Source organism: Pseudomonas sp. LjRoot71 (assembly GCF_964253255.1).
Lineage (GTDB): Bacteria > Pseudomonadota > Gammaproteobacteria > Pseudomonadales > Pseudomonadaceae > Aquipseudomonas.
Window position 1 is genome coordinate 2,106,673 of record NZ_CAXURA020000001.1, and the last position, 18,950, is coordinate 2,125,622.

Sequence of the window (18,950 nt, forward strand, 5' to 3'; positions counted from 1 at the left end):
CATCAAGCCTACAGCGCAGCGGCCGTTACTTGACCAGCTGACGCCAGGCTTTCAGCGAACCGATAGCCAGCAGCTGCGCCTTGCGCGCAGCCAGCACTTCAGCATCGAGGGCCTGCTGGGCCAGCCCAGCCAGCTTGTTCAGCTCACCGTACAGACGGTCAACCTCCTCCACCTCCAGCACCTCACGGGCCAGACGCAGCCAGACCAACAAACGCTCGATACGCGGGAGCTGTTCGGCGAGGTCTTCCGGCTGCTGCTGATAACGCCGCAGCTGCAACGCCGCGCCTTCCTCGGCAATCAGCGTCGGCAGCCAGTTGCCCAGCGGTGCGGCGCCCTGCCGGTTGCCACGGTTGTTGCGTTCTACCGTCCAGCTGCGCGCCAGCAACCAGCGTGACAGCATCAGCGAGAACAGCCCCCAACGATTGCCCTGCAGCTCGGCCGCGAACAGTGCCGGCGCATTCTTGCGCAGACTGTCGTTGCCCTGGCCCGCCAGCACGCGCGGGCGCCATTCCAGTAGCACGGCATCCAGCAGTTCACGCAAGGCATGGCTGCTGGCACGTGGCGCGGCCTGACCGAGGCTGCCAAGCAGCGCACGTAAACCGACCAACTGCTCCAGCCACTCAACCAGCAAACGCCAGTGGCCATTGAAACGGTACTGCTCGGCCAGCCGCTGGCTGCTGCCCAGCAGGTGCCAGGCCAGGGCCGCCACGCTGTCATCCAGGCTGATCTGTCGGGTCAGTTGCGGCGCAGGCAGACTCAGGCTGTAACTGGCCGAGTCGAACAACCGATAGCCGCGCTCGGCCTTGCTGATATCGCAAGGCATCAGCGCCAGATCAGCCGCCAGCTCGGCAGCCAGCTCCAGCAACGCATCCGGGTCACCCTGACGCAGCTCCAGCTCCAGCTCGCAGATTTCCTCTTCGCCTTCACCGGCAAGCACTTTGCCCAGATCCAGCGCCGCCTCGATCACCACCTTGGCCTTACCACGACCCCAGGCGATTTCTGCCTTCTCACGGACAAAATCGGTGGTGAAGATCGGCACCAGCTGCTTCTTGTCCAACTCAGCCAGGGCCGCCGGCCAGCAGCTGTCGTCGAGTTTCTTCAGGTCCAGCTTGGTCTTGCTCAGGTACCAGTCCCACTCGTTGCGCTCGGACAGACCGGCGACGCTTTGCCCACGGGTTTTCAGGGTCTGGATAACCTGCTCGCCATCACGGCGCAGACGCAGGGCCACTTTGGCCGCTGCCAGATCGCGCGAAGGTGTATCAAAATATTGATTGAACAGTTCGCGCTGCTCCCAACCACTCTTGTTGCGTTTCTTCAGCAACGGGTGATCGCGCAGAGCCGCCAGGGTTTCCCGGCTGACCCGCAGTTTGATTTCGGTTTCTTTGTTCATGATGGTGGGATTCAACGCCTACTATGAAATTGTGACAGCCCAATTACCTGCGCTGGCGAGCCCGGGGAGTGATCCGTATACTTGCCGCCTTCTTAACCCAGGGTTCACCCTATGCCAGCTAACCCATTTGCCAGCCTGTTCGGCCGCTCACCCATTGGGCCGATGCAGAAGCATTTCGCCAAAGCTCACGAGTGCGCAGCGAATCTGGTGCCCTTCTTCGAAGCCGTGATGGTGGAAGACTGGGCCAAGGTGGAACAGATACAACAGGAAATGGCGAGCCTGGAGCACGAGGCCGACAAGCTCAAGAAAAGCGTGCGCCTGCACCTGCCCAAGAGCCTGTTTCTGCCTGTGCCGCGCTCGGATCTGCTAGAGCTGCTGAGTGTACAGGACAAAGTTGCCAACCGCGCCAAGGACATCGCCGGGCTTATGCTCGGCCGTGAAATGGCCATTCCGCAGGCACTGCAGCCACTGATTCGCACCTTTGTACAACGCACCGTGGATGCCAGCGCACAAGCGCTGAAAGCCATGAACGAACTCGACGAACTGCTGGAAACCGGTTTTGGTGGCCGCGAGGCAGTACTGGTTGAATCCATGGTCATGGAGCTCGAACAGATCGAGCGCGACACCGACAAAATACAAATCGAAGTGCGTCGTGCACTGTTCAAACTGGAGAAGGACCTTCCTCCTGTCGATGTGATGTTCCTCTACAAGATCATCGAATGGATCGGCGACGTAGCCGACCGCGCCGAACGTGTCGGCAACCGACTGGAACAACTGCTGGCGCGCTAAGCGCCAGTGTCCTTTCTGGAATCTACGGATTAATTATTTATGTCTCTGATCGCGGACTACGGCCTCGTATTGCTGCTGCTTGCCTGTCTCTTTGGCTTTTTCATGGCCTGGGGCGTGGGTGCCAACGATGTCGCCAACGCCATGGGCACCTCGGTGGGCTCCAAGGCCCTGACCATCAAACAGGCGATCCTGATCGCCATGGTCTTCGAATTCTGCGGGGCCTACCTGGCCGGCGGCGAAGTCACCGAAACCATCAAGAGCGGTATCGTCGATGCCAACTTGATCAGCCCCGAGCTGATGGTGCTGGGCATGATGTCGGCGCTGCTGGCAGCCGGCACCTGGCTGATGATTGCCTCCACCCGCGGCTGGCCGGTGTCCACCACGCACTCCATCGTCGGCGCCGTGATCGGCTTTGCCGCCGTCGGGGTTTCGGTTGATGCCGTGCACTGGAGCGGCGTTGGCCCAATCGTCGCGAGCTGGGTGGTCACTCCAATGCTGGCCGGGATCATCTCTTTCTGTCTGTTCACCAGCGTGCAGAAACTGATCATCGACACCGACAATCCATTCAAGAACGCCAAGCGTTTTGTGCCGATGTACATGTTCATCACCGGTTTCATGATCTCCCTGATGACCATGACCAAGGGCCTCAAGCATGTCGGGCTGAACCTCAGCCAAGGCGAAGGTTTCCTGCTTTCGGTGGGTATCGGCGTGGCCGTCATGCTGCTCGGTATCGCCCTGCTTAGCCGCGTGCATGTCGACGAGGAAGCCGACAAGGCCTTCCACTTCTCCAGCGTGGAGAAGGTGTTTGCCATCCTGATGATCTTCACCGCCTGTGCCATGGCCTTCGCCCATGGTTCCAACGATGTGGCCAACGCTGTCGGCCCGCTGGCCGCGATTGTTGAGGTTATCCAGTCAGGCGGTGACATCGCTGTGGGCGCCAAGGCCACCGTGCCGGGCTGGATTTTGCTGCTGGGTGCCATCGGCATCGTCGTCGGCCTGGCCACCTACGGTTACAAGGTGATCGCCACCATCGGCAAGGAAATCACCGAACTGACCCCGAGCCGTGGCTTTGCCGCCGAACTGGCTGCCGCCACCACCGTGGTCAGCGCCTCCGGCCTGGGCCTGCCGGTGTCCACCACGCACACCCTGGTCGGCGCGATTCTCGGCGTCGGCCTGGCACGCGGCATCGGCGCGCTGAACCTGGGCATGATCGGCAAGATCTTCCTGTCCTGGATCGTCACCCTGCCTGTGGGCGCGGTGCTGTCGATCATCTTCTTCTTGACCCTGCGCGGCATCTTCACCTGATCCCCGGTGCAGGCGTGCCGACCTGACGGCGGCACGCCTGGCGGTTCCCTGATCCGCTGCGATGCCTCTATGATGGGCCATCGCCTGCGGAGACCGCCGATGCCACTGCCTTCTTTCAAAGACCAATTCGCGGCACTGATCGCAGCTCCTTCCGTGAGCTGCACCCAGCCGCACTGGGACCAGTCCAACCGCGCAGTCATCGAGCTGCTGTCGAGCTGGCTCGGCGACCTCGGTTTCGCCTGCGAAACGCAGGAAGTTTCCCCCGGCAAATTCAACCTGCTCGCCAGCTACGGCAACGGCCCCGGCGGCCTGGTGCTGGCAGGGCACAGTGACACCGTGCCGTTCGACGCCGCGCTGTGGCAGACCGATCCGCTGAAACTCACCGAAGTCGATGGCCGCTGGGTCGGCCTCGGCAGCTGCGACATGAAGGGTTTCTTTGCCCTGATCATCGAAGCCGTACAGCCGCTGCTGGAGCAGCGCTTCCAGCAACCGCTGCTGATCCTCGCCACCTGCGATGAAGAAAGCTCGATGTCCGGCGCCCGCGCCCTGGCCGATGCCGGACGGCCACTGGGCCGGGCTGCAGTGATCGGCGAGCCGACCGGTCTCAAGCCGATCCGCCTGCACAAGGGCGTGATGATGGAGCGCATCGACATTCTCGGGCAGAGCGGCCACTCCTCCGATCCGCGCCTGGGCCACAGTGCCCTGGAAGCCATGCAAGACGCGATGTTGGAGCTGCGCGGCCTGCGCGCGCAGTGGCAGCGCGAATTCAACAACCCGCAGTTCAGCGTGCCGCAACCGACCCTGAATTTCGGCTGTATCCACGGCGGCGACAACCCCAACCGCATCTGTGGTCAGTGCTCGCTGGAATTCGACCTGCGCCCGCTGCCCGGCATGCAACCAGAAGCACTGCGCGCAGCCATTCGGCAGAAACTGCAACCGCTGGCCGAGCAGCATCAGGTAAAAATCGACTTCGCCCCACTGTTCCCCAGCGTGCCACCATTCGAGCAGGCCGCCGACGCCGAACTGGTGCGCCTGGCCGAACGCCTTACCGGGCATACAGCCGCCGCAGTGGCATTTGGCACCGAAGCGCCTTATCTTCAGCAGCTCGGCTGCGAAACCCTGGTGCTCGGCCCCGGTGATATCGACTGCGCCCACCAGCCCGGCGAATACCTGGATATGTCACGTTTGCAGCCTACAGTGCGTCTGCTGCAACAGCTGATTGAGCATTACTGCCTGAAAACCTGAGAACCTGTTTACGATCTGCTGCGCGTCGGCCCTGCTGCGTTAAAAACAGGCTCGGAATGCTCATGTACAACTCGTACACTCCGCTTCCTCGCCTTTTTTTGCCTTGCATGGCTCTAGCTCGCAATATCGTAAATAGGTTCCGATGCAAGATTGATGATCCGGAGGAGAGAACGCGTGAAGCTGCCCCAACTGCGACGATAAAACCGCTCCCGGCTGCCTCGTCTGGCGCGCCCGCGCCACTCCATGCGTTCCGTATTCGACACAGGTTTTTCAAGCAATGCACGACCACGTCAATTGGCTCCGCCACGCTTCGCCCTATATCAATGCCCACCGTGACTGTACCTTTGTGGTGATGCTGCCGGGCGAGGGTGTTGCCCACCCGAATTTCGGCAATATCGTTCACGACCTGGTGCTGCTGCACAGCCTCGGCGTGCGCCTGGTGCTGGTGCATGGCTCGCGCCCGCAGATCGAAGCGCGCCTGGCCAACAACGGCCTGACGCCGCGCTTTCACCGTGACCTGCGGATCACCGACAGCCCGACCCTGGAATGTGTGATTGACGCCGTTGGCCAGCTGCGCATCGCCATCGAAGCGCGCCTGTCGATGGACATGGCGCGCTCGCCGATGCAGGGCTCGCGTCTGCGCATCACCAGCGGCAACTTCGTCACCGCGCGGCCAATTGGCGTGCTCGATGGCGTTGACTACCACCATACCGGCGAAGTGCGGCGCATCGACCGCAAGGGTATCAACCGCCAGCTGGATGAGCGCAGCATCGTGCTGCTGTCGCCGTTGGGCTATTCGCCCACCGGGGAGATCTTCAACCTGGCCTGCGAGGACGTCGCCACCCGCGCCGCCATTGACCTCGACGCCGACAAGCTGCTGCTGTTCGGCGCTGAATGCGGCCTGCTCGACGAGGCTGGCAAGCTGGTGCGCGAGCTGCGCCCACAGCAAGTGCCGGCGCACCTGCAACGCCTGGGCAGCAGCTACCAGGCGGAGCTGCTGGATGCCGCCGCCGAGGCCTGCAAGGCCGGAGTACGGCGCAGCCATATCGTCAGTTATGCAGAAGATGGCGCACTGCTCAGCGAGCTGTTCACCCGCACCGGCAACGGCACCCTGGTGGCCCAGGAGCAGTTCGAATCGCTGCGCGAAGCGACCATCGAGGATGTCGGCGGGCTAATCGAACTGATCACCCCGCTGGAAGACCAGGGCATTCTGGTGCGCCGCTCACGCGAGGTGCTGGAGCGCGAAATCGAACAGTTCAGCATCGTAGAGCGCGAAGGGCTGATCATCGCCTGCGCCGCGCTGTACCAGATTGCCGACTCGGATTTCGGCGAACTGGCCTGCCTCGCGGTCAACCCGGCCTACCGCCATGGCGGCCGTGGCGACGAGCTGCTCGAACGCATCGAGGAACGCGCCCGCGCCCAGGGCCTGAAAACCCTGTTCGTGCTCACCACGCGCACCGCCCACTGGTTCCGCGAACGCGGCTTCGAGCCCAGCAGCGTCGACCGCCTGCCGGCTGCGCGCGCCTCGCTGTACAACTACCAGCGCAACTCGCAGGTGTTTGAAAAGGCGCTCTGAGTGATGCGGCCGTAGGAGCGGGCCATGCCCGCGATGCTTTTGGCAGGCATGGCCAATAGCGACCATGGGCCGCTCCTACAGGCTGCGCTTCGGCAGATACGGCGGCAGGTACAAACCCAGATAGGCATCAAACACGCGCATGCCTTCCTCGGCCATGCGCGGGGTGATTTCGCCGTGCAGTTGCACCGAACGGGCATACACGCGGTCGCCCAGTTCCATGGCCAGGGCGAACACATCGACATCCTCTGGCAGCTGCGGCAAGGGGAAGTGGCGGTCGAACAGCTGCTGCATCAATTGACCCAGCTCGATGTCGTGCTGCCGATCCGCCTGGGTCACCTCGGCAAGGCCGTGCTGCGCCAGAATCAGCTGACGCGCGGCGGCATCAGCGGCGTAGATCGCCAGCATGCGCTGCTCGACTAAACGCGACAGGTCACGCCAGTCGCGCAGCTGGGCATGTTCAATCGGCTCCTGCAAACAGGCGCGAAACGCACTGTGGATATCCGCCGTCAACCCTTCCAGCAAGGCCGGCACGCTGGCGAAGAAGTGGTACACCGAGGACGGCGGAATCTGCGCGCGCTCAGCCACGCTGTAGATCGACAGGCCCGCCACTCCCTGCTCGGCCAGCAGCTCACGAGCAGCGGCGAGAATACCGGCGATACGGCTCTGGCTACTGGCGCGGGGTTTGCGGGCAACAGGTGGACGTGACATGGCGAGACTCGGAGCAAGGAAGCATGGGTGGATGACGTTTCGCCGCCCACCCTACACCGAACCGGTGGCCCGGATAAAATCCGGGAAGGGTTTTACTGACAATAAATGCGCCCAGACTGTATCCGGGCTACCACTGACTTCCGTCAAGGAAGAGATAACCTGTAGGAGCCAGCTTGCTGGCGATCCGCGGATCAAAAGCATCGCCAGCAAGCTGGCTCCTACGCAATCAAGGTAAATCGCTTGCCTTGGAGCAGCGCGCCTCAACGCGCGCTGCGTACGCCTTCAGCCAGGGCGGCGCACAGGCTGAGCACGCCATCCACCGCCTGTTCGCTGCTGGCGGCGTTGGCGATCTGGTCGATCAATGCAGAGCCAACTACCACGCCCTCCGCCAGACGGGCGATGGTCGCCGCATGCTCCGGGGTGCGGATGCCGAAGCCGATGCACAGCGGCAGATCGGTGTGGCGGCGCAGACGGGTGACAGCCTGCTCGACGTGATTCAGGGTGGCCGAGCCGGCACCGGTCACACCGGCGACCGAGACGTAGTAGACGAAACCGGAGCTGCCGTTGAGCACCTTGGGCAAACGCTTGTCGTCGGTGGTCGGGGTGGTCAGGCGGATAAAGTCCAGGCCCTCCGCCTGGGCGGGATCACACAGGTCAGCGTTATGCTCGGGCGGCAGATCGACGACAATCAGGCCATCGACGCCGGCCTCTTTGGCCTCGGCAATAAAGCGCGCCACGCCGTACTTGTGGATCGGGTTGAAGTAGCCCATCAGCACCAGCGGCGTAACCTGCTCGCCTTCGCGGAATGCGCGGACCATCTGCAGGGTTTTCGCCAGGTCCTGACCGCCTTCCAGCGCGCGGATATTCGCCAGCTGGATCGCCGGGCCATCGGCCATCGGGTCGGTAAAAGGCATGCCCAACTCGATCACATCAGCGCCTGCTGCCGGCAGGCCCTTGAGGATCGCCAGGGAGGCGTCGTAGTTCGGGTCGCCGGCAGTGACGAAGGTCACCAGGGCGGCGCGGTTCTGCTGTTTCAGCTCGGCAAAGCGGGTTTGCAGGCGGCTCATCAGTGGTTCTCCTGCACAGTGTTTTCCATGTGGTGCATAACGGTCTGCATGTCCTTGTCGCCACGCCCGGACAGGTTGATCACCATCAGGTGCTCCTTGGGCAGAGTGGGCGCGCGTTTGAAGGCTTCGGCCAGGGCATGGGCACTTTCCAGGGCCGGAATGATGCCCTCCTGACGGCAGCAGGTGTGGAACGCAGCCAGGGCTTCGTCGTCGGTCACCGAGGTGTATTCAACCCGGCCAACGTCGTGCAACCAGGCGTGTTCAGGGCCGATGCCGGGGTAATCCAGGCCCGCGGAAATCGAGTGGGCGTCGATGATCTGGCCATCGTCGTTCTGCAGCAGGAAGGTGCGGTTACCGTGCAGCACACCCGGTACGCCGCCATTCAAGCTGGCCGCGTGCTTGCCGGTTTCGATGCCGTAACCGGCCGCTTCAACGCCAACGATCTGTACGTCTTTATCGTCGAGGAAGGGGTGGAACAGGCCGATGGCGTTGGAGCCGCCACCGATGCAGGCCACCAGGCTGTCGGGCAGACGGCCTTCCTGGGCGAGGATCTGCTCGCGGGTTTCCTTGCCAATCACCGCCTGGAAGTCGCGCACCATCGCCGGGTACGGGTGCGGGCCAGCCACGGTGCCGATCATGTAGAAGGTGTTGTGCACGTTGGTCACCCAGTCGCGCAGCGCTTCGTTCATCGCATCCTTGAGCGTGCCGGTACCAGCGACGACCGGAATCACGGTGGCGCCTAGCAGCTTCATGCGGAACACGTTGGCCTGCTGGCGATCGATGTCGGTGGTGCCCATAAAGATCACACATTCCATGCCGAAGCGCGCCGCCACGGTGGCGGTGGCCACGCCGTGCATGCCGGCGCCGGTCTCGGCGATGATGCGTTTCTTGCCCATGCGCTTGGCCAGCAAGGCCTGACCGATGCAGTTGTTGATCTTGTGCGCGCCGGTGTGATTGAGCTCTTCACGCTTGAAGTAGATCTTCGCGCCGCCGCACATCTCGGTCAGGCGCTCGGCGAAATACAGCGGGCTCGGACGGCCGACGAAATCACGCTGGAAGTAGGCCAGTTCCTTCTGGAACTCGGGATCGAGCTTGGCTTTCTCGTACTCATCGGCCAGGTCGTGGATCAGCGGCATCAGGGTTTCGGCAACATATTGGCCACCGAACGAGCCGAACAGGCCGTTGGCGTCAGGGCCAGCGCGGAAGGAAGTCATGGCGTTCTCCTCAGAAAATTCGGGCGCGTTTGGCGGGCAGCGATGCCCGCCTCTACAGCAATGAACACAGGATAAAGCTGTGGCGCGCGCGGCAAAAGCGATAAGATCGCCGCAACCTGTCAGGAAAACTCACAGATGAGCCACGACCTTCCACCGCTTAACGCCTTGCGCACCTTTGAAGCAGCCGCCCGTTTGAACAGCGTCAGCCAGGCGGCCAGCGAACTGCACGTTACTCATGGCGCGGTCAGCCGCCAGGTGCGCAGCTTGGAAGAACACCTTGGCGTAGCCTTGTTCAGCAAGGAAGGCCGTGGCCTTAAACTCACAGATGCTGGCATTCGTCTGCGCGATGTCAGCGCCGAACTGTTCAACCGCCTGCGCAGCACCTGCGCCGAGCTGCAACAGGGTCAGGCCGATGCGCCGTTTGTCCTGGCCTGCCCGGGCAGCCTGCTGGCGCGCTGGTTTATCCCGCGCCTGGATCGCCTCAACCGCGAGCTGCCGGAGCTGCGCCTGCAGCTGTCCGCCAGCGAAGGCGAGCTGGACCCACGGCGCAGCGGCGTGGACGCCACCCTGTGGTTCGCCGAACCGCCATGGCCGGCGGATATGCAGGTGTTCGAACTGGCTGCCGAGCGCATCGGCCCGGTGCTCAGCCCGCGTTACACACACTTCGCCGCGTTGCATCAGGCCACCGCCGCCGCCCTGCTCGGCGAACCTTTGCTGCACACCAGCTCGCGCCCGCAGGCCTGGCCCAGCTGGGCCGCCAGCAATGGGCTGGATGCCAGCGTGCTGAAGCTCGGCCAGGGTTTCGAGCATCTGTATTACCTGCTGGAAGCCGCGGCAGCCGGCCTGGGCGTCGCCATCGCGCCGCAACAACTGGTGGCCGACGACCTGGCCGGCGGTCGCTTGGTCGCGCCTTGGGGTTTTGTCGAAACCTCGGCACGCCTGGCTCTGTGGGTGCCGGCGCGGCGCCTGGATAAACGCGCACAGCTGTTGGCAGCCTGGCTACGTCAAGAGTTGCAAGGCTGAATCGGCAGGCAGAACCGTGGCAACTCAACTAGCGTTGAATCATCAACCTGCGGAGAACGCCCATGTCCGATCATCACACCTACAAGAAAATCGAAATCGTCGGCTCCTCGAAAGTCAGCATCGAGGATGCCATCGAAAATGCCCTGGCCGAATGCGCCAAGTCGGTACGCAATATGGACTGGTTCGAGGTGGTGGAAACCCGCGGGCATATCGTGAATGGCAAGGTCGGCCACTATCAGGTCACCCTGAAAATCGGCTTCCACCTGAGCAATAGCTGAGTCCATATGCATGCGGTCATGCCTCACATGGCCGCAGCACTTTCCACACCACGCACCGCCCCCCTTGGAATCCGCAGAACAAGCCCCACTATCTAACTCAGGTATTGGCGCTTTGTGGCGCCCCAACACACGGATAACCCACAGGCGGCCCGATGAGCGCACTTGCACAGAGCAAATTCTCCACCCTGGACCTCGCCCCGATTCGCGATGACGGCAACGCCGCCCAGGCCCTGCACAACTCCCTGGCGCTGGCGCAGCATGTCGAGCGTCTGGGCTTCGAACGTTTCTGGGTGGCCGAACACCACAACATGGACGGCATCGCCAGCTCGGCCACTGCCGTGCTACTGGGGTATCTGGCCGCCGGTACGTCGAAGATTCGCCTGGGCTCTGGCGGGGTGATGCTGCCCAATCACGCACCGCTGGTAATTGCCGAGCAGTTCGGCACCCTGGCCACGCTCTATCCTGGGCGCATTGAATTGGGCCTGGGCCGCGCACCGGGAGCGGATCACTTCACCGCCCAGGCGCTGCGCCGCGACCGAATTGGCAGCGCCGATGACTTCCCGGCAGATGTTGAGGAGTTACAACGCTACCTCGGCCCGCGCACAGCGGATCAGCGGGTAATCGCCATGCCCGGCAGCGACACCAATGTGCCGATCTGGCTACTCGGCTCCAGCCTGTTCAGCGCTCAGCTGGCCGGCGAGAAGGGCCTGCCCTATGCCTTCGCCTCGCATTTCGCGCCGCGCTATATGCATGAAGCGATTCGCGTCTACCGCAACCACTTCAAACCCTCGGCGGTGCTCGACAAGCCCTATGTGATGCTCGGCGTGCCATTGATCGCTGCCGACACGGATGAACAGGCCGAATACCTGGCCACCTCGGCCTACCAGCGCATTCTCGCGCTGATTCGTGGCCAGAGCCTGGTGCAGAAACCGCCGGTGGCGAGCATGCAGGGCCTGTGGTTACCGCATGAGAAAGAGGCCGTGAGCAGCTTCCTCGGCATGGCGATGATCGGCGGCCCGGACAAGGTGCGCACGCGCTTGGAGCTGTTGCTGGAACAGACTGGCGCCGATGAACTGATCTTCACCTGCGACCTGTACGACTTCGCCGACCGTCTGCACGCCTTCGAGCTGCTGGCACAATTACGCGACTAACCAGGCCGATCAGAACGTACCGCAGCGCAACACCTGGCCGCGCGCCAGCACATTGCGCTGCTCGTCATACAGCCAGGCCTGTGCCTTCATCTGCAACGGGCGTGCTTCCAAACGGTAGCGCTGCCCGGCAGCAAAATCGGCATAGCGCACACGGATATCGCAGGTCATCTGCCGGGGCTCGCTGATGCCATCCTGACCACCGCCACTGTTCACTTCAAACTGCAAACGCGCCTGCAATTCATGGGCACCCACCGGCACTTGGAAGTAACGACCATCGTTCAGCCGCTGACCGTCGAGGCGATCCGCCATCAACAGAGTGCCAGCATTGCTGCGCAGCTCAACCCAGGCCTGACTCGGATCCGCCGGCGGCACGGGCGAAGCACAGGCAGCGAGCGCCAGCACTGCACTGTATAAAGCCAGGTAACGCATGGGACACCTCCACAAATCGCAATAACCGTTAGCCTACGCCGATCCTGTGCTGGAGACAGCAGCGCCGATGCGCTAGCGTGGCTAGCCTGAATCGTCACAGGTACCGACCCCATGTTCGACGCCCTGCCGTGGCGCTGGGTTCCGCTGGCCGCCGCCCTGCTGCTGAGCGGTTGCAGCACTTTGGATTACTACAGCCACCTGGCCGGCGGCCAACTGCAATTGCTGCAGGCACGCGAGCCGATTGCCGAGTTGCTGGAGAGCCCGACGGCCGACCCCGAGCTCAAACAACGCCTGGCACTCGCTCAACAGGCGCGGGATTTCGCCAGCGCTCAGTTGGCACTGCCCGACAACGGCAGCTATCGCCTGTATGCCGATATTCAGCGGCCGTTCGTGGTGTGGAATGTGTTTGCCACCCCGGAGTTTTCCCTGTCGCCGGAGCTACACTGCTTCCCCATCGCCGGCTGTGTGGCCTATCGCGGCTTCTACAGCCAGGGGCGGGCACGGGGCGCGGCAGCATTGCTGAAACAACAGGGTCTGGATACCTACCTGGGCGGGGTCGAGGCCTATTCCACCTTGGGCTGGTTCGATGACCCGATTCTCAACACCATGCTGCGCTGGAGCGATGAGCGCCTGGTGGCGGTGATTTTCCACGAGCTGGCGCACCAGCAGCTGTATGTGGCCGACGACACCGCGTTCAACGAATCCTTCGCCAGCTTTGTCGAGCGCGAGGGCCTGCGCCAATGGCGCGCCAAACAGGGTCTACCACCCAGCGACTCGCAAGGCGAACAACAACGCGAGCAGTTTGCCGCTCTGGTGCTGGCCAGCAGGGCGCGCCTGCAGAAGCTTTACGACAGCGATCTACAACCTGCGCAGATGCGCAGCGGCAAGCAGGCCGAGTTCGCCCGGTTGCGTGCCGAATACCGCGCGTTGCGCGAACGCGAGTGGGGCGGCCTTGGCCGTTACGATGACTGGATCAACGCGCCGATGAATAACGCCAAGCTGCTGCCGTTTGGCCTCTATGATCAATGGGTGCCGGCCTTCGCCGCACTGTTCGAACAGGCTGGTCGCGACTGGCCACGCTTCTACCAGCAGGTCGAGGCGTTGGGCAGACTGCCTGCCGCCGAACGGCAGCAGGCGCTGATCGGACTATCTGCAGGCACTTAGAACTTACGTACCCGAAGCCCAGTCCAACTTTCGTTATTTCTGTTCACGCAAAAGGAGCGATGCAATGAACAAACTCACCCTGGCCGTGCTGCTCGGCCTACTCAGCACCAGCGTTTTGGCTGCCCCCAAGCCCTGCGCAGAGCTGCGCGCGGAGATTGAAGTGAAAATCCAGGCCGCCGGTGTTGCCAGCTACACCCTGGAAATCGTGCCCAACGCAGACGCCCAAGACCCCAACATGGTGGTCGGCAGCTGCGACGGCGGCACCAAAAAGATCATCTACCAGAAAAACGGCTGATCCCTGCCAGCGTGCTGCCTGGTCCAGGCAGCCCGACACCTAGCGCACAAACGCCTGGTGCAGCTCGGCCAGGCTATGGAAGTGATAGGTCGGCGCCTCGGCCTGTAATTCAGCCAGGCTGCCAAAGCCATAGCCCACCGCGGCTGCATCAAGGCCATTGCGCCGCGCGCCGATCAGATCGTGCTTGCGATCGCCAATCATCAGCGTGCTCTGCACCGGTAATTGCTCCTGCGCCAGCAGATGGGCAATCAGCTCAACCTTGTCGGTACGCGTGCCGTCCAGTTCGCTGCCGTAGATCACCTTGAAGTGCTTCGCGAAACCAAAGTGCTTAGCAATCTGCTCGGCAAACACTGTCGGCTTGCTGGTGGCGATGTATAGCGTGCGCTGCTGGTTCTGCAGCAACTGCAACAGCTCGTTCACACCGTCGAACAGCTGGTTTTCATACAACCCGACCTCGCGGAAGCGCTCGCGGTAATGGTTCACCGCCTGCCAGGCTGTAGCCTCGTCGAACTGATAGGTCTGCATAAAACACTGCAGCAGCGGCGGGCCGATAAAGTGCTCAAGTGCCTGCAAGTCAGGCTCATCGATGCCCAGCCTGGCCAGCGCATGCTGCACCGAACGGGTAATGCCTTCGCGCGGATCGGTCAGGGTGCCATCGAGGTCAAACAGGATGTTCTGGTAATGCATAACAGGTTCGCTCATCAGCCGGCATAGCCTTCCAGCAGGTGTTGGTCTTTCAACCGCACGTAGTTGGCAGCGCTGTAGGTGAAGAAATTACGCTCTTTATCAGTCAGGGCACGGCTCTGTTTCACTGGGCTGCCGACGTACAGGTAACCGCTTTCCAGCACCTTGCCCGGAGGTACCAGCGAGCCCGCGCCGATCACCACCTCGTCCTGCACCACCGCGCCGTCCATCACAATGCTACCCATGCCGACCAGAATGCGGTTGCCCAGGGTGCAACCGTGCAAGGTCACCTTGTGGCCGATTGTCACGTCGTCGCCAATGATCAGCGGAAAACCATCCGGATTGAACGGCCCGGCGTGGGTGATATGCAGCACACTACCGTCCTGCACGCTGCTGCGCGCGCCAATGCGGATACGGTGCATGTCGCCACGGATCAGGGCGAATGGCCATACCGAGCTGTCTTCGCCCAGTTGCACATCACCGATGACCACGGAGCTGCTGTCGATAAACACCCGTGCGCCCAAGCTGGGCGTGATGCCTTGGTATGTACGAATCGCCACGATAGAAACCTCTTAGGCTGCGGTTTGCCCCGATTGTAATTAACATGCAGGGCATTGCGGTTGTGAAACGTCGCCTGCGACCCCATAACCTGCTTATGACTTCGCGTATCAGAAAGGTGCCTGCCGTGTCCGCCAGCAACCCGCTTCTTCAAGACTTCGATCTGCCATCCTACAGCCTGATCAAACCCGAGCATGTCGAGCCGGCCATCGAGCAGATTCTGGCCGACAACCGCGCCGCCATGAGCCGCCTGCTGGAACAACAGGCCGCTGACCCAAGCTGGGACGGCCTGGTGCTGGCCCTGGACGAGCTGGGCGCGCGCCTCGGTCAGGCCTGGAGCCCGGTCAGCCACCTGAACGCCGTATGCAACAGCGCCGAACTGCGCGCCGCCTACGAAGCCTGCCTGCCCAAGCTGTCTGAGTACTGGACCGAAATCGGCCAGAACCAGCCACTGTTTCAGGCCTATCAGAAGCTGGCTGAAAGCCCGGCAGCAGCCGGTTTCGATGTGGCGCAAAAGACCATCCTCGAACACGCCCTGCGCGACTTCCGTCTATCCGGTATCGACCTGCCGGTCGAGCAGCAGAAGCGCTATGGCGAGATCCAGATGAAGCTCTCCGAGCTGGCCAGCAAGTTCTCCAACCAGCTGCTGGATGCCACCCAGGCCTGGACCAAGCACGTCAGCGACGAAGCGGCGCTGGACGGCCTGACCGATTCGGCCAAGGCGCAGATGAAACAAGCCGCCGAGGCCAAGGGCCTGGATGGCTGGTTGATCAGCCTGGAGTTCCCCAGCTACTTCGCGGTGATGACCTACGCCAACGACCGCGCGCTGCGCGAGGAGGTGTATGCCGCCTACTGCACCCGCGCCTCCGATCAGGGGCCGAATGCCGGCAAGAACGACAACGGCCCGGTGATGAGCGAAATCCTCGCCCTGCGTCAGGAGCTGGCCAAGCTGCTGGGCTTCGGCAACTACGCCGAGCTGAGCCTGGCGAGCAAGATGGCCGAGAGCACCGAGCAGGTGCTGAGTTTCCTGCGCGATCTGGGCGTGCGCGGCAAGCCCTTTGCCGAGCAGGACCTGCGCGAGCTGCAAGCCTTCGCCAGTGAGCAGGGCTGCAACGAGCTGCAAAGCTGGGACGTCGGCTACTACAGCGAGAAACTGCGCGAACAGCGCTACAGCACTTCCCAGGAAACCCTGCGCGCCTACTTCCCCACCGACAAGGTGCTGACCGGCCTGTTCGCCATCGTCGAAAAGCTCTACGGCATCCAGATCAAGGAATTGACTGGCTTCGACACCTGGCACCCGGATGTGCGCCTGTTTGAAATCACCGAGAACGGCCAGCACGTCGGGCGCTTCTTCTTCGACCTCTACGCCCGCGCCAACAAGCGCGGCGGCGCCTGGATGGACGGTGCGCGCGACAAACGCCGTACGGCTGATGGCACGTTGATCAGCCCGGTGGCCAATCTGGTGTGCAACTTCACCCCAGCCGTCGGCGGCAAGCCGGCGCTGCTGACCCACGATGAAGTCACCACCCTGTTCCACGAATTCGGCCACGGCCTGCATCACCTGCTGACCCGCGTCGAACACGCCGGCGCATCCGGGATCAACGGTGTGGCCTGGGACGCCGTGGAGCTGCCGAGCCAGTTTATGGAGAACTGGTGCTGGGAGCCGGAAGGCCTGGCGCTGATTTCCGGCCACTACGAGACCGGCGAGCCGCTGCCACAGGACCTGCTGGACAAGATGCTGGCGGCGAAGAACTTCCAGTCCGGCTTGATGATGGTGCGGCAGATCGAGTTCAGCCTGTTCGACTTCGAACTGCACGCCACCCACGGCGATGGCCGCAGCGTGCTGGACGTGCTCGAAGGCATCCGTCAGGAAGTCTCGGTGTTGCGTCCGCCGGCCTACAACCGCTTCCCCAACAGCTTCGCGCACATCTTCGCCGGTGGTTACGCGGCCGGTTACTACAGCTACAAGTGGGCCGAAGTACTGAGCGCCGATGCCTTCTCCAAGTTCGAGGAAGAAGGCGTGTTCAACAGCACCACCGGGCAAGCCTTCCGCGAGGCAATCCTGGCGCGCGGCGGCTCCCAGGCACCGATGGTGCTGTTCGTCGATTTCCGTGGCCGCGAGCCGTCGATCGACGCCCTGCTGCGCCACCTCGGCCTGAGCCAGGAGGCCGCATGACAGAGACCACCGCCAAACGCTTTATCGCCGGCGCGGTCTGCCCGGCGTGCAGCGAAATGGACAAGATCCAGATGTGGAATGTCGACGGCGTGCCGCACCGCGAGTGCGTTGGCTGCGGCTACGCCGATACCCTGGATGAACGCGGCAACTCGGTACCGCGCGAACTGCCGACACGGGTCAATATCAGCGCCCTGAAACCCAAGGCAGCTGATCCCAAGGTGCAAGCGGTGCAGTTCTTCCCCAACCCCAAGTTAAAAAAACCAACCGAATAAACAAGCCGCCAAGGAGGGTATATGTGGCATCTGGTCTGCGGTGATGCCGCTGTCGAAGGCGTGCGTTTCGTTCTGGGTGAAGACACCGCGAGCTGCACCTTGCGGGTGATGCGTGACGACCTCGCCGTAGGCCCGTTGCAGGATATCGATAACCCGCCGTGCGCCGTCCGCAGCGCTTACTGGCAGGGCGTCTGGCCACAATCGATGCAACCCGTGCCGGATTTCGACGCGCAGCTGCAAGCCGATGCCCGCTGGCTAAGCACCCTGAGCAGCGGCCAGCGCAGCGTGACGGTCTGGCACGGCGACAGTTGTTCCGAGCAGTTGCTGCTGGCCCGCGTGGCCCAGGCTCTGGCCGGCTCAACCATTGAATTATGGGAAGTCGCCTGCGGCAACCCGCAGCTGCCGCCACGCCGCGCCGTCTCGCTGTGCCAGCCGCAGCAACTGCAAGGACTGTATGCGCAACGACAACTGCTCGGCGCATCACGGCGTAGCGAACTGGCGGCGCACTGGCAACAGGCGCAACAGCACAACGCCGCCATCCGCGTCTGGCACGCCGGGCGTTTCAAACACCATGAACATGCGCTGGTCGATGATCCCTTGTTGCAGTACTGCACCGAGCAATGGCAGCCGTTGGCGCGAGTCATGGCCGAGGTGATGGCTCAAAGCAAAGGCTTCTTCCCCACCGACGCCTTCCTGCATTGGCGCACCCGTGAACTGGCATTGGCCGGGCAGTTGCAACTGGCCCAGCCGCTGACTACTGCCTACAGCGAACAGCAGGTGCGCCGGCTCAGGGCGTAGTCTGTTCAACCTGTTGCAGGGAGCGCTCCAGCAGGCGCTGGTAGTCACCGTTGGCGCGCAGTAGCGCCAGACCCTGATTGAACTGCGCGATGATCACCGCCGCCTGCGGGTGGCGACGCGGCACGATCAAATGCAGGGTACTGCGGCTGATCGCACTCTCAGAACGGCGAAACTGCTCGACCGGCACGCCCGTCAGGCGCAACGCGGTTTCCCCCAGGCGACGATCGGAGATAAAGAAGTCATCACGCCCCATCTGCAATAAAAGTGCGCACTCATTCAGCCCCGCCGGGGAATGCCGAGCCAGTTGACCGGCATCGAGCAACTGCTGAATCACCGGCGGCGGCTGCCAGCCCAGCGGGTAGCACAAACGCCGCCCCTGCATGCTGGGCACATCGGTCAGTTCAATCACCTCACCCGCACGGCTGAAAATATGCTGCTCTGCCGTAAACAGCGGCTCCGAATAGAGGAAAAGCTCTTCACGCTGCGGGGTGCGCACATAGGGAAAGGTGGCGTCGTAATCACCGCGCAGGGTCTTCAGATAGCCACGGTTCCAGGGCTGCCAATCCAGACTGCTGGGGAGCTGAGCGTGCTGAAAGGCCCCACGCACCACCTGAGTCAACATACCGCCAGCCGGCAGCGCCTTGCCGGTAAAGGGGGCGTAGTCATCACCAGTGACCAGCCGCACAGGCTCAGCCAGCACGCTGGTGCAGAGCAGCAGGCCCAGGAAGAGAGAAGTGAGTGTACGTGCAGGCATCAACCTGACCTTAGCGCGGCAGCGCAATACAAAGCAGCCATGATCCTGACTCCCAGTGTAGGCGGCAGGATGCG

At 62.7% G+C, this 18,950-nt stretch carries 20 protein-coding genes; 12 read left to right on the top strand and 8 right to left on the bottom strand.

The annotated features are described in order from the left end of the window. Positions 1–25: 25 nt before the first annotated feature. Positions 26–1,390: an inorganic triphosphatase gene (locus tag ACSQ17_RS10045; protein ID WP_436068476.1), complete on the bottom strand. Its 1,365-nt coding sequence runs from the start codon at positions 1,388–1,390 to the stop codon at positions 26–28. 111 nt (positions 1,391–1,501) lie between these two features. On the opposite strand from ACSQ17_RS10045, the gene ACSQ17_RS10050 reads away from it, so the two are divergent. The 4 genes from ACSQ17_RS10050 (at position 1,502) to argA (ending at position 6,305) form a co-directional block, all read left to right on the top strand. Then, on the top strand, positions 1,502–2,179 hold the full coding sequence (locus ACSQ17_RS10050) for a TIGR00153 family protein (RefSeq protein ID WP_233685605.1): 678 nt from the start codon (positions 1,502–1,504) through the stop codon (positions 2,177–2,179). 39 nt (positions 2,180–2,218) lie between these two features. Continuing rightward, a complete protein-coding gene (locus tag ACSQ17_RS10055) occupies positions 2,219–3,484 on the top strand; it encodes an inorganic phosphate transporter (RefSeq protein WP_233685606.1) in 1,266 nt (421 codons plus the stop codon). Positions 3,485–3,583: 99 nt separating this feature from the next. Beyond that, positions 3,584–4,729 (top strand): acetylornithine deacetylase, encoded by a 1,146-nt coding sequence (gene argE / locus ACSQ17_RS10060; RefSeq protein WP_436068477.1) that lies wholly within the window; start codon positions 3,584–3,586, stop codon positions 4,727–4,729. A 277-nt stretch (positions 4,730–5,006) separates the two neighbouring features. Next, positions 5,007–6,305 carry an amino-acid N-acetyltransferase gene (gene argA / locus ACSQ17_RS10065; protein WP_436068478.1) on the top strand — a complete coding sequence of 433 codons (1,299 nt, stop codon included), beginning with the start codon at positions 5,007–5,009 and terminating at the stop codon, positions 6,303–6,305. Positions 6,306–6,380: 75 nt separating this feature from the next. Here argA and ACSQ17_RS10070 read toward each other — a convergent pair whose 3' ends face one another. The 3 genes from ACSQ17_RS10070 to trpB form a co-directional block, all read right to left on the bottom strand. Next, on the bottom strand, positions 6,381–7,013 hold the full coding sequence (locus ACSQ17_RS10070) for a TetR/AcrR family transcriptional regulator (protein WP_436068479.1): 633 nt from the start codon (positions 7,011–7,013) through the stop codon (positions 6,381–6,383). Positions 7,014–7,273: 260 nt separating this feature from the next. After that, positions 7,274–8,080 (bottom strand): tryptophan synthase subunit alpha, encoded by an 807-nt coding sequence (trpA, locus tag ACSQ17_RS10075; RefSeq protein WP_436068480.1) that lies wholly within the window; start codon positions 8,078–8,080, stop codon positions 7,274–7,276. Next, on the bottom strand, positions 8,080–9,294 hold the full coding sequence (gene trpB, locus ACSQ17_RS10080; protein WP_436068481.1) for a tryptophan synthase subunit beta: 1,215 nt from the start codon (positions 9,292–9,294) through the stop codon (positions 8,080–8,082). The genes trpA and trpB overlap by 1 nt, the downstream gene beginning before the upstream one ends. A gap of 135 nt (positions 9,295–9,429) precedes the next feature. Between trpB and ACSQ17_RS10085 the strand changes: the two genes are divergently transcribed. The 3 genes from ACSQ17_RS10085 to ACSQ17_RS10095 all read left to right on the top strand — a co-directional run bounded on the left by ACSQ17_RS10085 (position 9,430) and on the right by ACSQ17_RS10095 (position 11,746). Continuing rightward, a complete protein-coding gene (locus ACSQ17_RS10085) occupies positions 9,430–10,317 on the top strand; it encodes a LysR family transcriptional regulator (RefSeq protein WP_436068482.1) in 888 nt (295 codons plus the stop codon). Between the two features lie 62 nt (positions 10,318–10,379). Beyond that, positions 10,380–10,595, top strand: coding sequence for a dodecin (locus tag ACSQ17_RS10090; protein WP_436068483.1), 216 nt, complete (start codon positions 10,380–10,382; stop codon positions 10,593–10,595). 152 nt (positions 10,596–10,747) lie between these two features. Continuing rightward, the gene (locus tag ACSQ17_RS10095; RefSeq protein WP_436068484.1) at positions 10,748–11,746 is read left to right on the top strand and encodes an LLM class flavin-dependent oxidoreductase; all 999 of its coding nucleotides are present in this window, start codon (positions 10,748–10,750) and stop codon (positions 11,744–11,746) included. 9 nt (positions 11,747–11,755) lie between these two features. Here ACSQ17_RS10095 and ACSQ17_RS10100 read toward each other — a convergent pair whose 3' ends face one another. Continuing rightward, positions 11,756–12,175: a hypothetical protein gene (locus ACSQ17_RS10100; RefSeq protein ID WP_436068485.1), complete on the bottom strand. Its 420-nt coding sequence runs from the start codon at positions 12,173–12,175 to the stop codon at positions 11,756–11,758. Between the two features lie 111 nt (positions 12,176–12,286). Between ACSQ17_RS10100 and ACSQ17_RS10105 the strand changes: the two genes are divergently transcribed. Then, positions 12,287–13,339, top strand: a complete 1,053-nt coding sequence (locus ACSQ17_RS10105; RefSeq protein ID WP_436068486.1) for an aminopeptidase — start codon at positions 12,287–12,289, stop codon at positions 13,337–13,339. A 64-nt stretch (positions 13,340–13,403) separates the two neighbouring features. After that, complete coding sequence (locus ACSQ17_RS10110) at positions 13,404–13,634, top strand: DUF1161 domain-containing protein (protein ID WP_436068487.1); 231 nt, start codon at positions 13,404–13,406, stop codon at positions 13,632–13,634. Between the two features lie 39 nt (positions 13,635–13,673). Here ACSQ17_RS10110 and ACSQ17_RS10115 read toward each other — a convergent pair whose 3' ends face one another. Further along, positions 13,674–14,321, bottom strand: a complete 648-nt coding sequence (locus ACSQ17_RS10115) for an HAD family hydrolase (RefSeq protein WP_233685803.1) — start codon at positions 14,319–14,321, stop codon at positions 13,674–13,676. Between the two features lie 14 nt (positions 14,322–14,335). Continuing rightward, positions 14,336–14,878 (bottom strand): gamma carbonic anhydrase family protein, encoded by a 543-nt coding sequence (locus ACSQ17_RS10120; protein WP_233685618.1) that lies wholly within the window; start codon positions 14,876–14,878, stop codon positions 14,336–14,338. A 95-nt stretch (positions 14,879–14,973) separates the two neighbouring features. Here ACSQ17_RS10120 and prlC point away from each other — a divergent pair, with 95 nt between their 5' ends. From prlC to ACSQ17_RS10135, 3 genes are read left to right on the top strand one after another with little or no spacing between them, the layout of a single operon-like run. Beyond that, positions 14,974–17,052: an oligopeptidase A gene (prlC, locus tag ACSQ17_RS10125; RefSeq protein ID WP_436068488.1), complete on the top strand. Its 2,079-nt coding sequence runs from the start codon at positions 14,974–14,976 to the stop codon at positions 17,050–17,052. Next, the gene (locus tag ACSQ17_RS10130; protein ID WP_436068489.1) at positions 17,049–17,324 is read left to right on the top strand and encodes a YheV family putative zinc ribbon protein; all 276 of its coding nucleotides are present in this window, start codon (positions 17,049–17,051) and stop codon (positions 17,322–17,324) included. The genes prlC and ACSQ17_RS10130 overlap by 4 nt, the downstream gene beginning before the upstream one ends. Before the next feature lie 21 nt (positions 17,325–17,345). Then, positions 17,346–18,122 (top strand): DUF3658 domain-containing protein, encoded by a 777-nt coding sequence (locus tag ACSQ17_RS10135; protein WP_436068490.1) that lies wholly within the window; start codon positions 17,346–17,348, stop codon positions 18,120–18,122. On the opposite strand, the gene ACSQ17_RS10140 is transcribed toward ACSQ17_RS10135, so the two are convergent. Then, positions 18,112–18,876 (bottom strand): substrate-binding periplasmic protein, encoded by a 765-nt coding sequence (locus ACSQ17_RS10140; RefSeq protein WP_436068491.1) that lies wholly within the window; start codon positions 18,874–18,876, stop codon positions 18,112–18,114. The two genes, ACSQ17_RS10135 and ACSQ17_RS10140, sit on opposite strands and share 11 nt — an antisense overlap. Positions 18,877–18,950: the final 74 nt, after the last annotated feature.

Bases quoted from the DNA above. Each gene is read 5' to 3' on its own strand.
- ACSQ17_RS10045 (WP_436068476.1), bottom strand. From the start codon at position 1,390: ATGAACAAAGAAACCGAAATCAAACTGCGGGTCAGCCGGGAAACCCTG.
- ACSQ17_RS10050 (WP_233685605.1), top strand. From the start codon at position 1,502: ATGCCAGCTAACCCATTTGCCAGCCTGTTCGGCCGCTCACCCATTGGG.
- ACSQ17_RS10055 (WP_233685606.1), top strand. From the start codon at position 2,219: ATGTCTCTGATCGCGGACTACGGCCTCGTATTGCTGCTGCTTGCCTGT.
- argE (WP_436068477.1), top strand. From the start codon at position 3,584: ATGCCACTGCCTTCTTTCAAAGACCAATTCGCGGCACTGATCGCAGCT.
- argA (WP_436068478.1), top strand. From the start codon at position 5,007: ATGCACGACCACGTCAATTGGCTCCGCCACGCTTCGCCCTATATCAAT.
- ACSQ17_RS10070 (WP_436068479.1), bottom strand. From the start codon at position 7,013: ATGTCACGTCCACCTGTTGCCCGCAAACCCCGCGCCAGTAGCCAGAGC.
- trpA (WP_436068480.1), bottom strand. From the start codon at position 8,080: ATGAGCCGCCTGCAAACCCGCTTTGCCGAGCTGAAACAGCAGAACCGC.
- trpB (WP_436068481.1), bottom strand. From the start codon at position 9,294: ATGACTTCCTTCCGCGCTGGCCCTGACGCCAACGGCCTGTTCGGCTCG.
- ACSQ17_RS10085 (WP_436068482.1), top strand. From the start codon at position 9,430: ATGAGCCACGACCTTCCACCGCTTAACGCCTTGCGCACCTTTGAAGCA.
- ACSQ17_RS10090 (WP_436068483.1), top strand. From the start codon at position 10,380: ATGTCCGATCATCACACCTACAAGAAAATCGAAATCGTCGGCTCCTCG.
- ACSQ17_RS10095 (WP_436068484.1), top strand. From the start codon at position 10,748: ATGAGCGCACTTGCACAGAGCAAATTCTCCACCCTGGACCTCGCCCCG.
- ACSQ17_RS10100 (WP_436068485.1), bottom strand. From the start codon at position 12,175: ATGCGTTACCTGGCTTTATACAGTGCAGTGCTGGCGCTCGCTGCCTGT.
- ACSQ17_RS10105 (WP_436068486.1), top strand. From the start codon at position 12,287: ATGTTCGACGCCCTGCCGTGGCGCTGGGTTCCGCTGGCCGCCGCCCTG.
- ACSQ17_RS10110 (WP_436068487.1), top strand. From the start codon at position 13,404: ATGAACAAACTCACCCTGGCCGTGCTGCTCGGCCTACTCAGCACCAGC.
- ACSQ17_RS10115 (WP_233685803.1), bottom strand. From the start codon at position 14,321: ATGCATTACCAGAACATCCTGTTTGACCTCGATGGCACCCTGACCGAT.
- prlC (WP_436068488.1), top strand. From the start codon at position 14,974: ATGACTTCGCGTATCAGAAAGGTGCCTGCCGTGTCCGCCAGCAACCCG.
- ACSQ17_RS10130 (WP_436068489.1), top strand. From the start codon at position 17,049: ATGACAGAGACCACCGCCAAACGCTTTATCGCCGGCGCGGTCTGCCCG.
- ACSQ17_RS10135 (WP_436068490.1), top strand. From the start codon at position 17,346: ATGTGGCATCTGGTCTGCGGTGATGCCGCTGTCGAAGGCGTGCGTTTC.
- ACSQ17_RS10140 (WP_436068491.1), bottom strand. From the start codon at position 18,876: ATGCCTGCACGTACACTCACTTCTCTCTTCCTGGGCCTGCTGCTCTGC.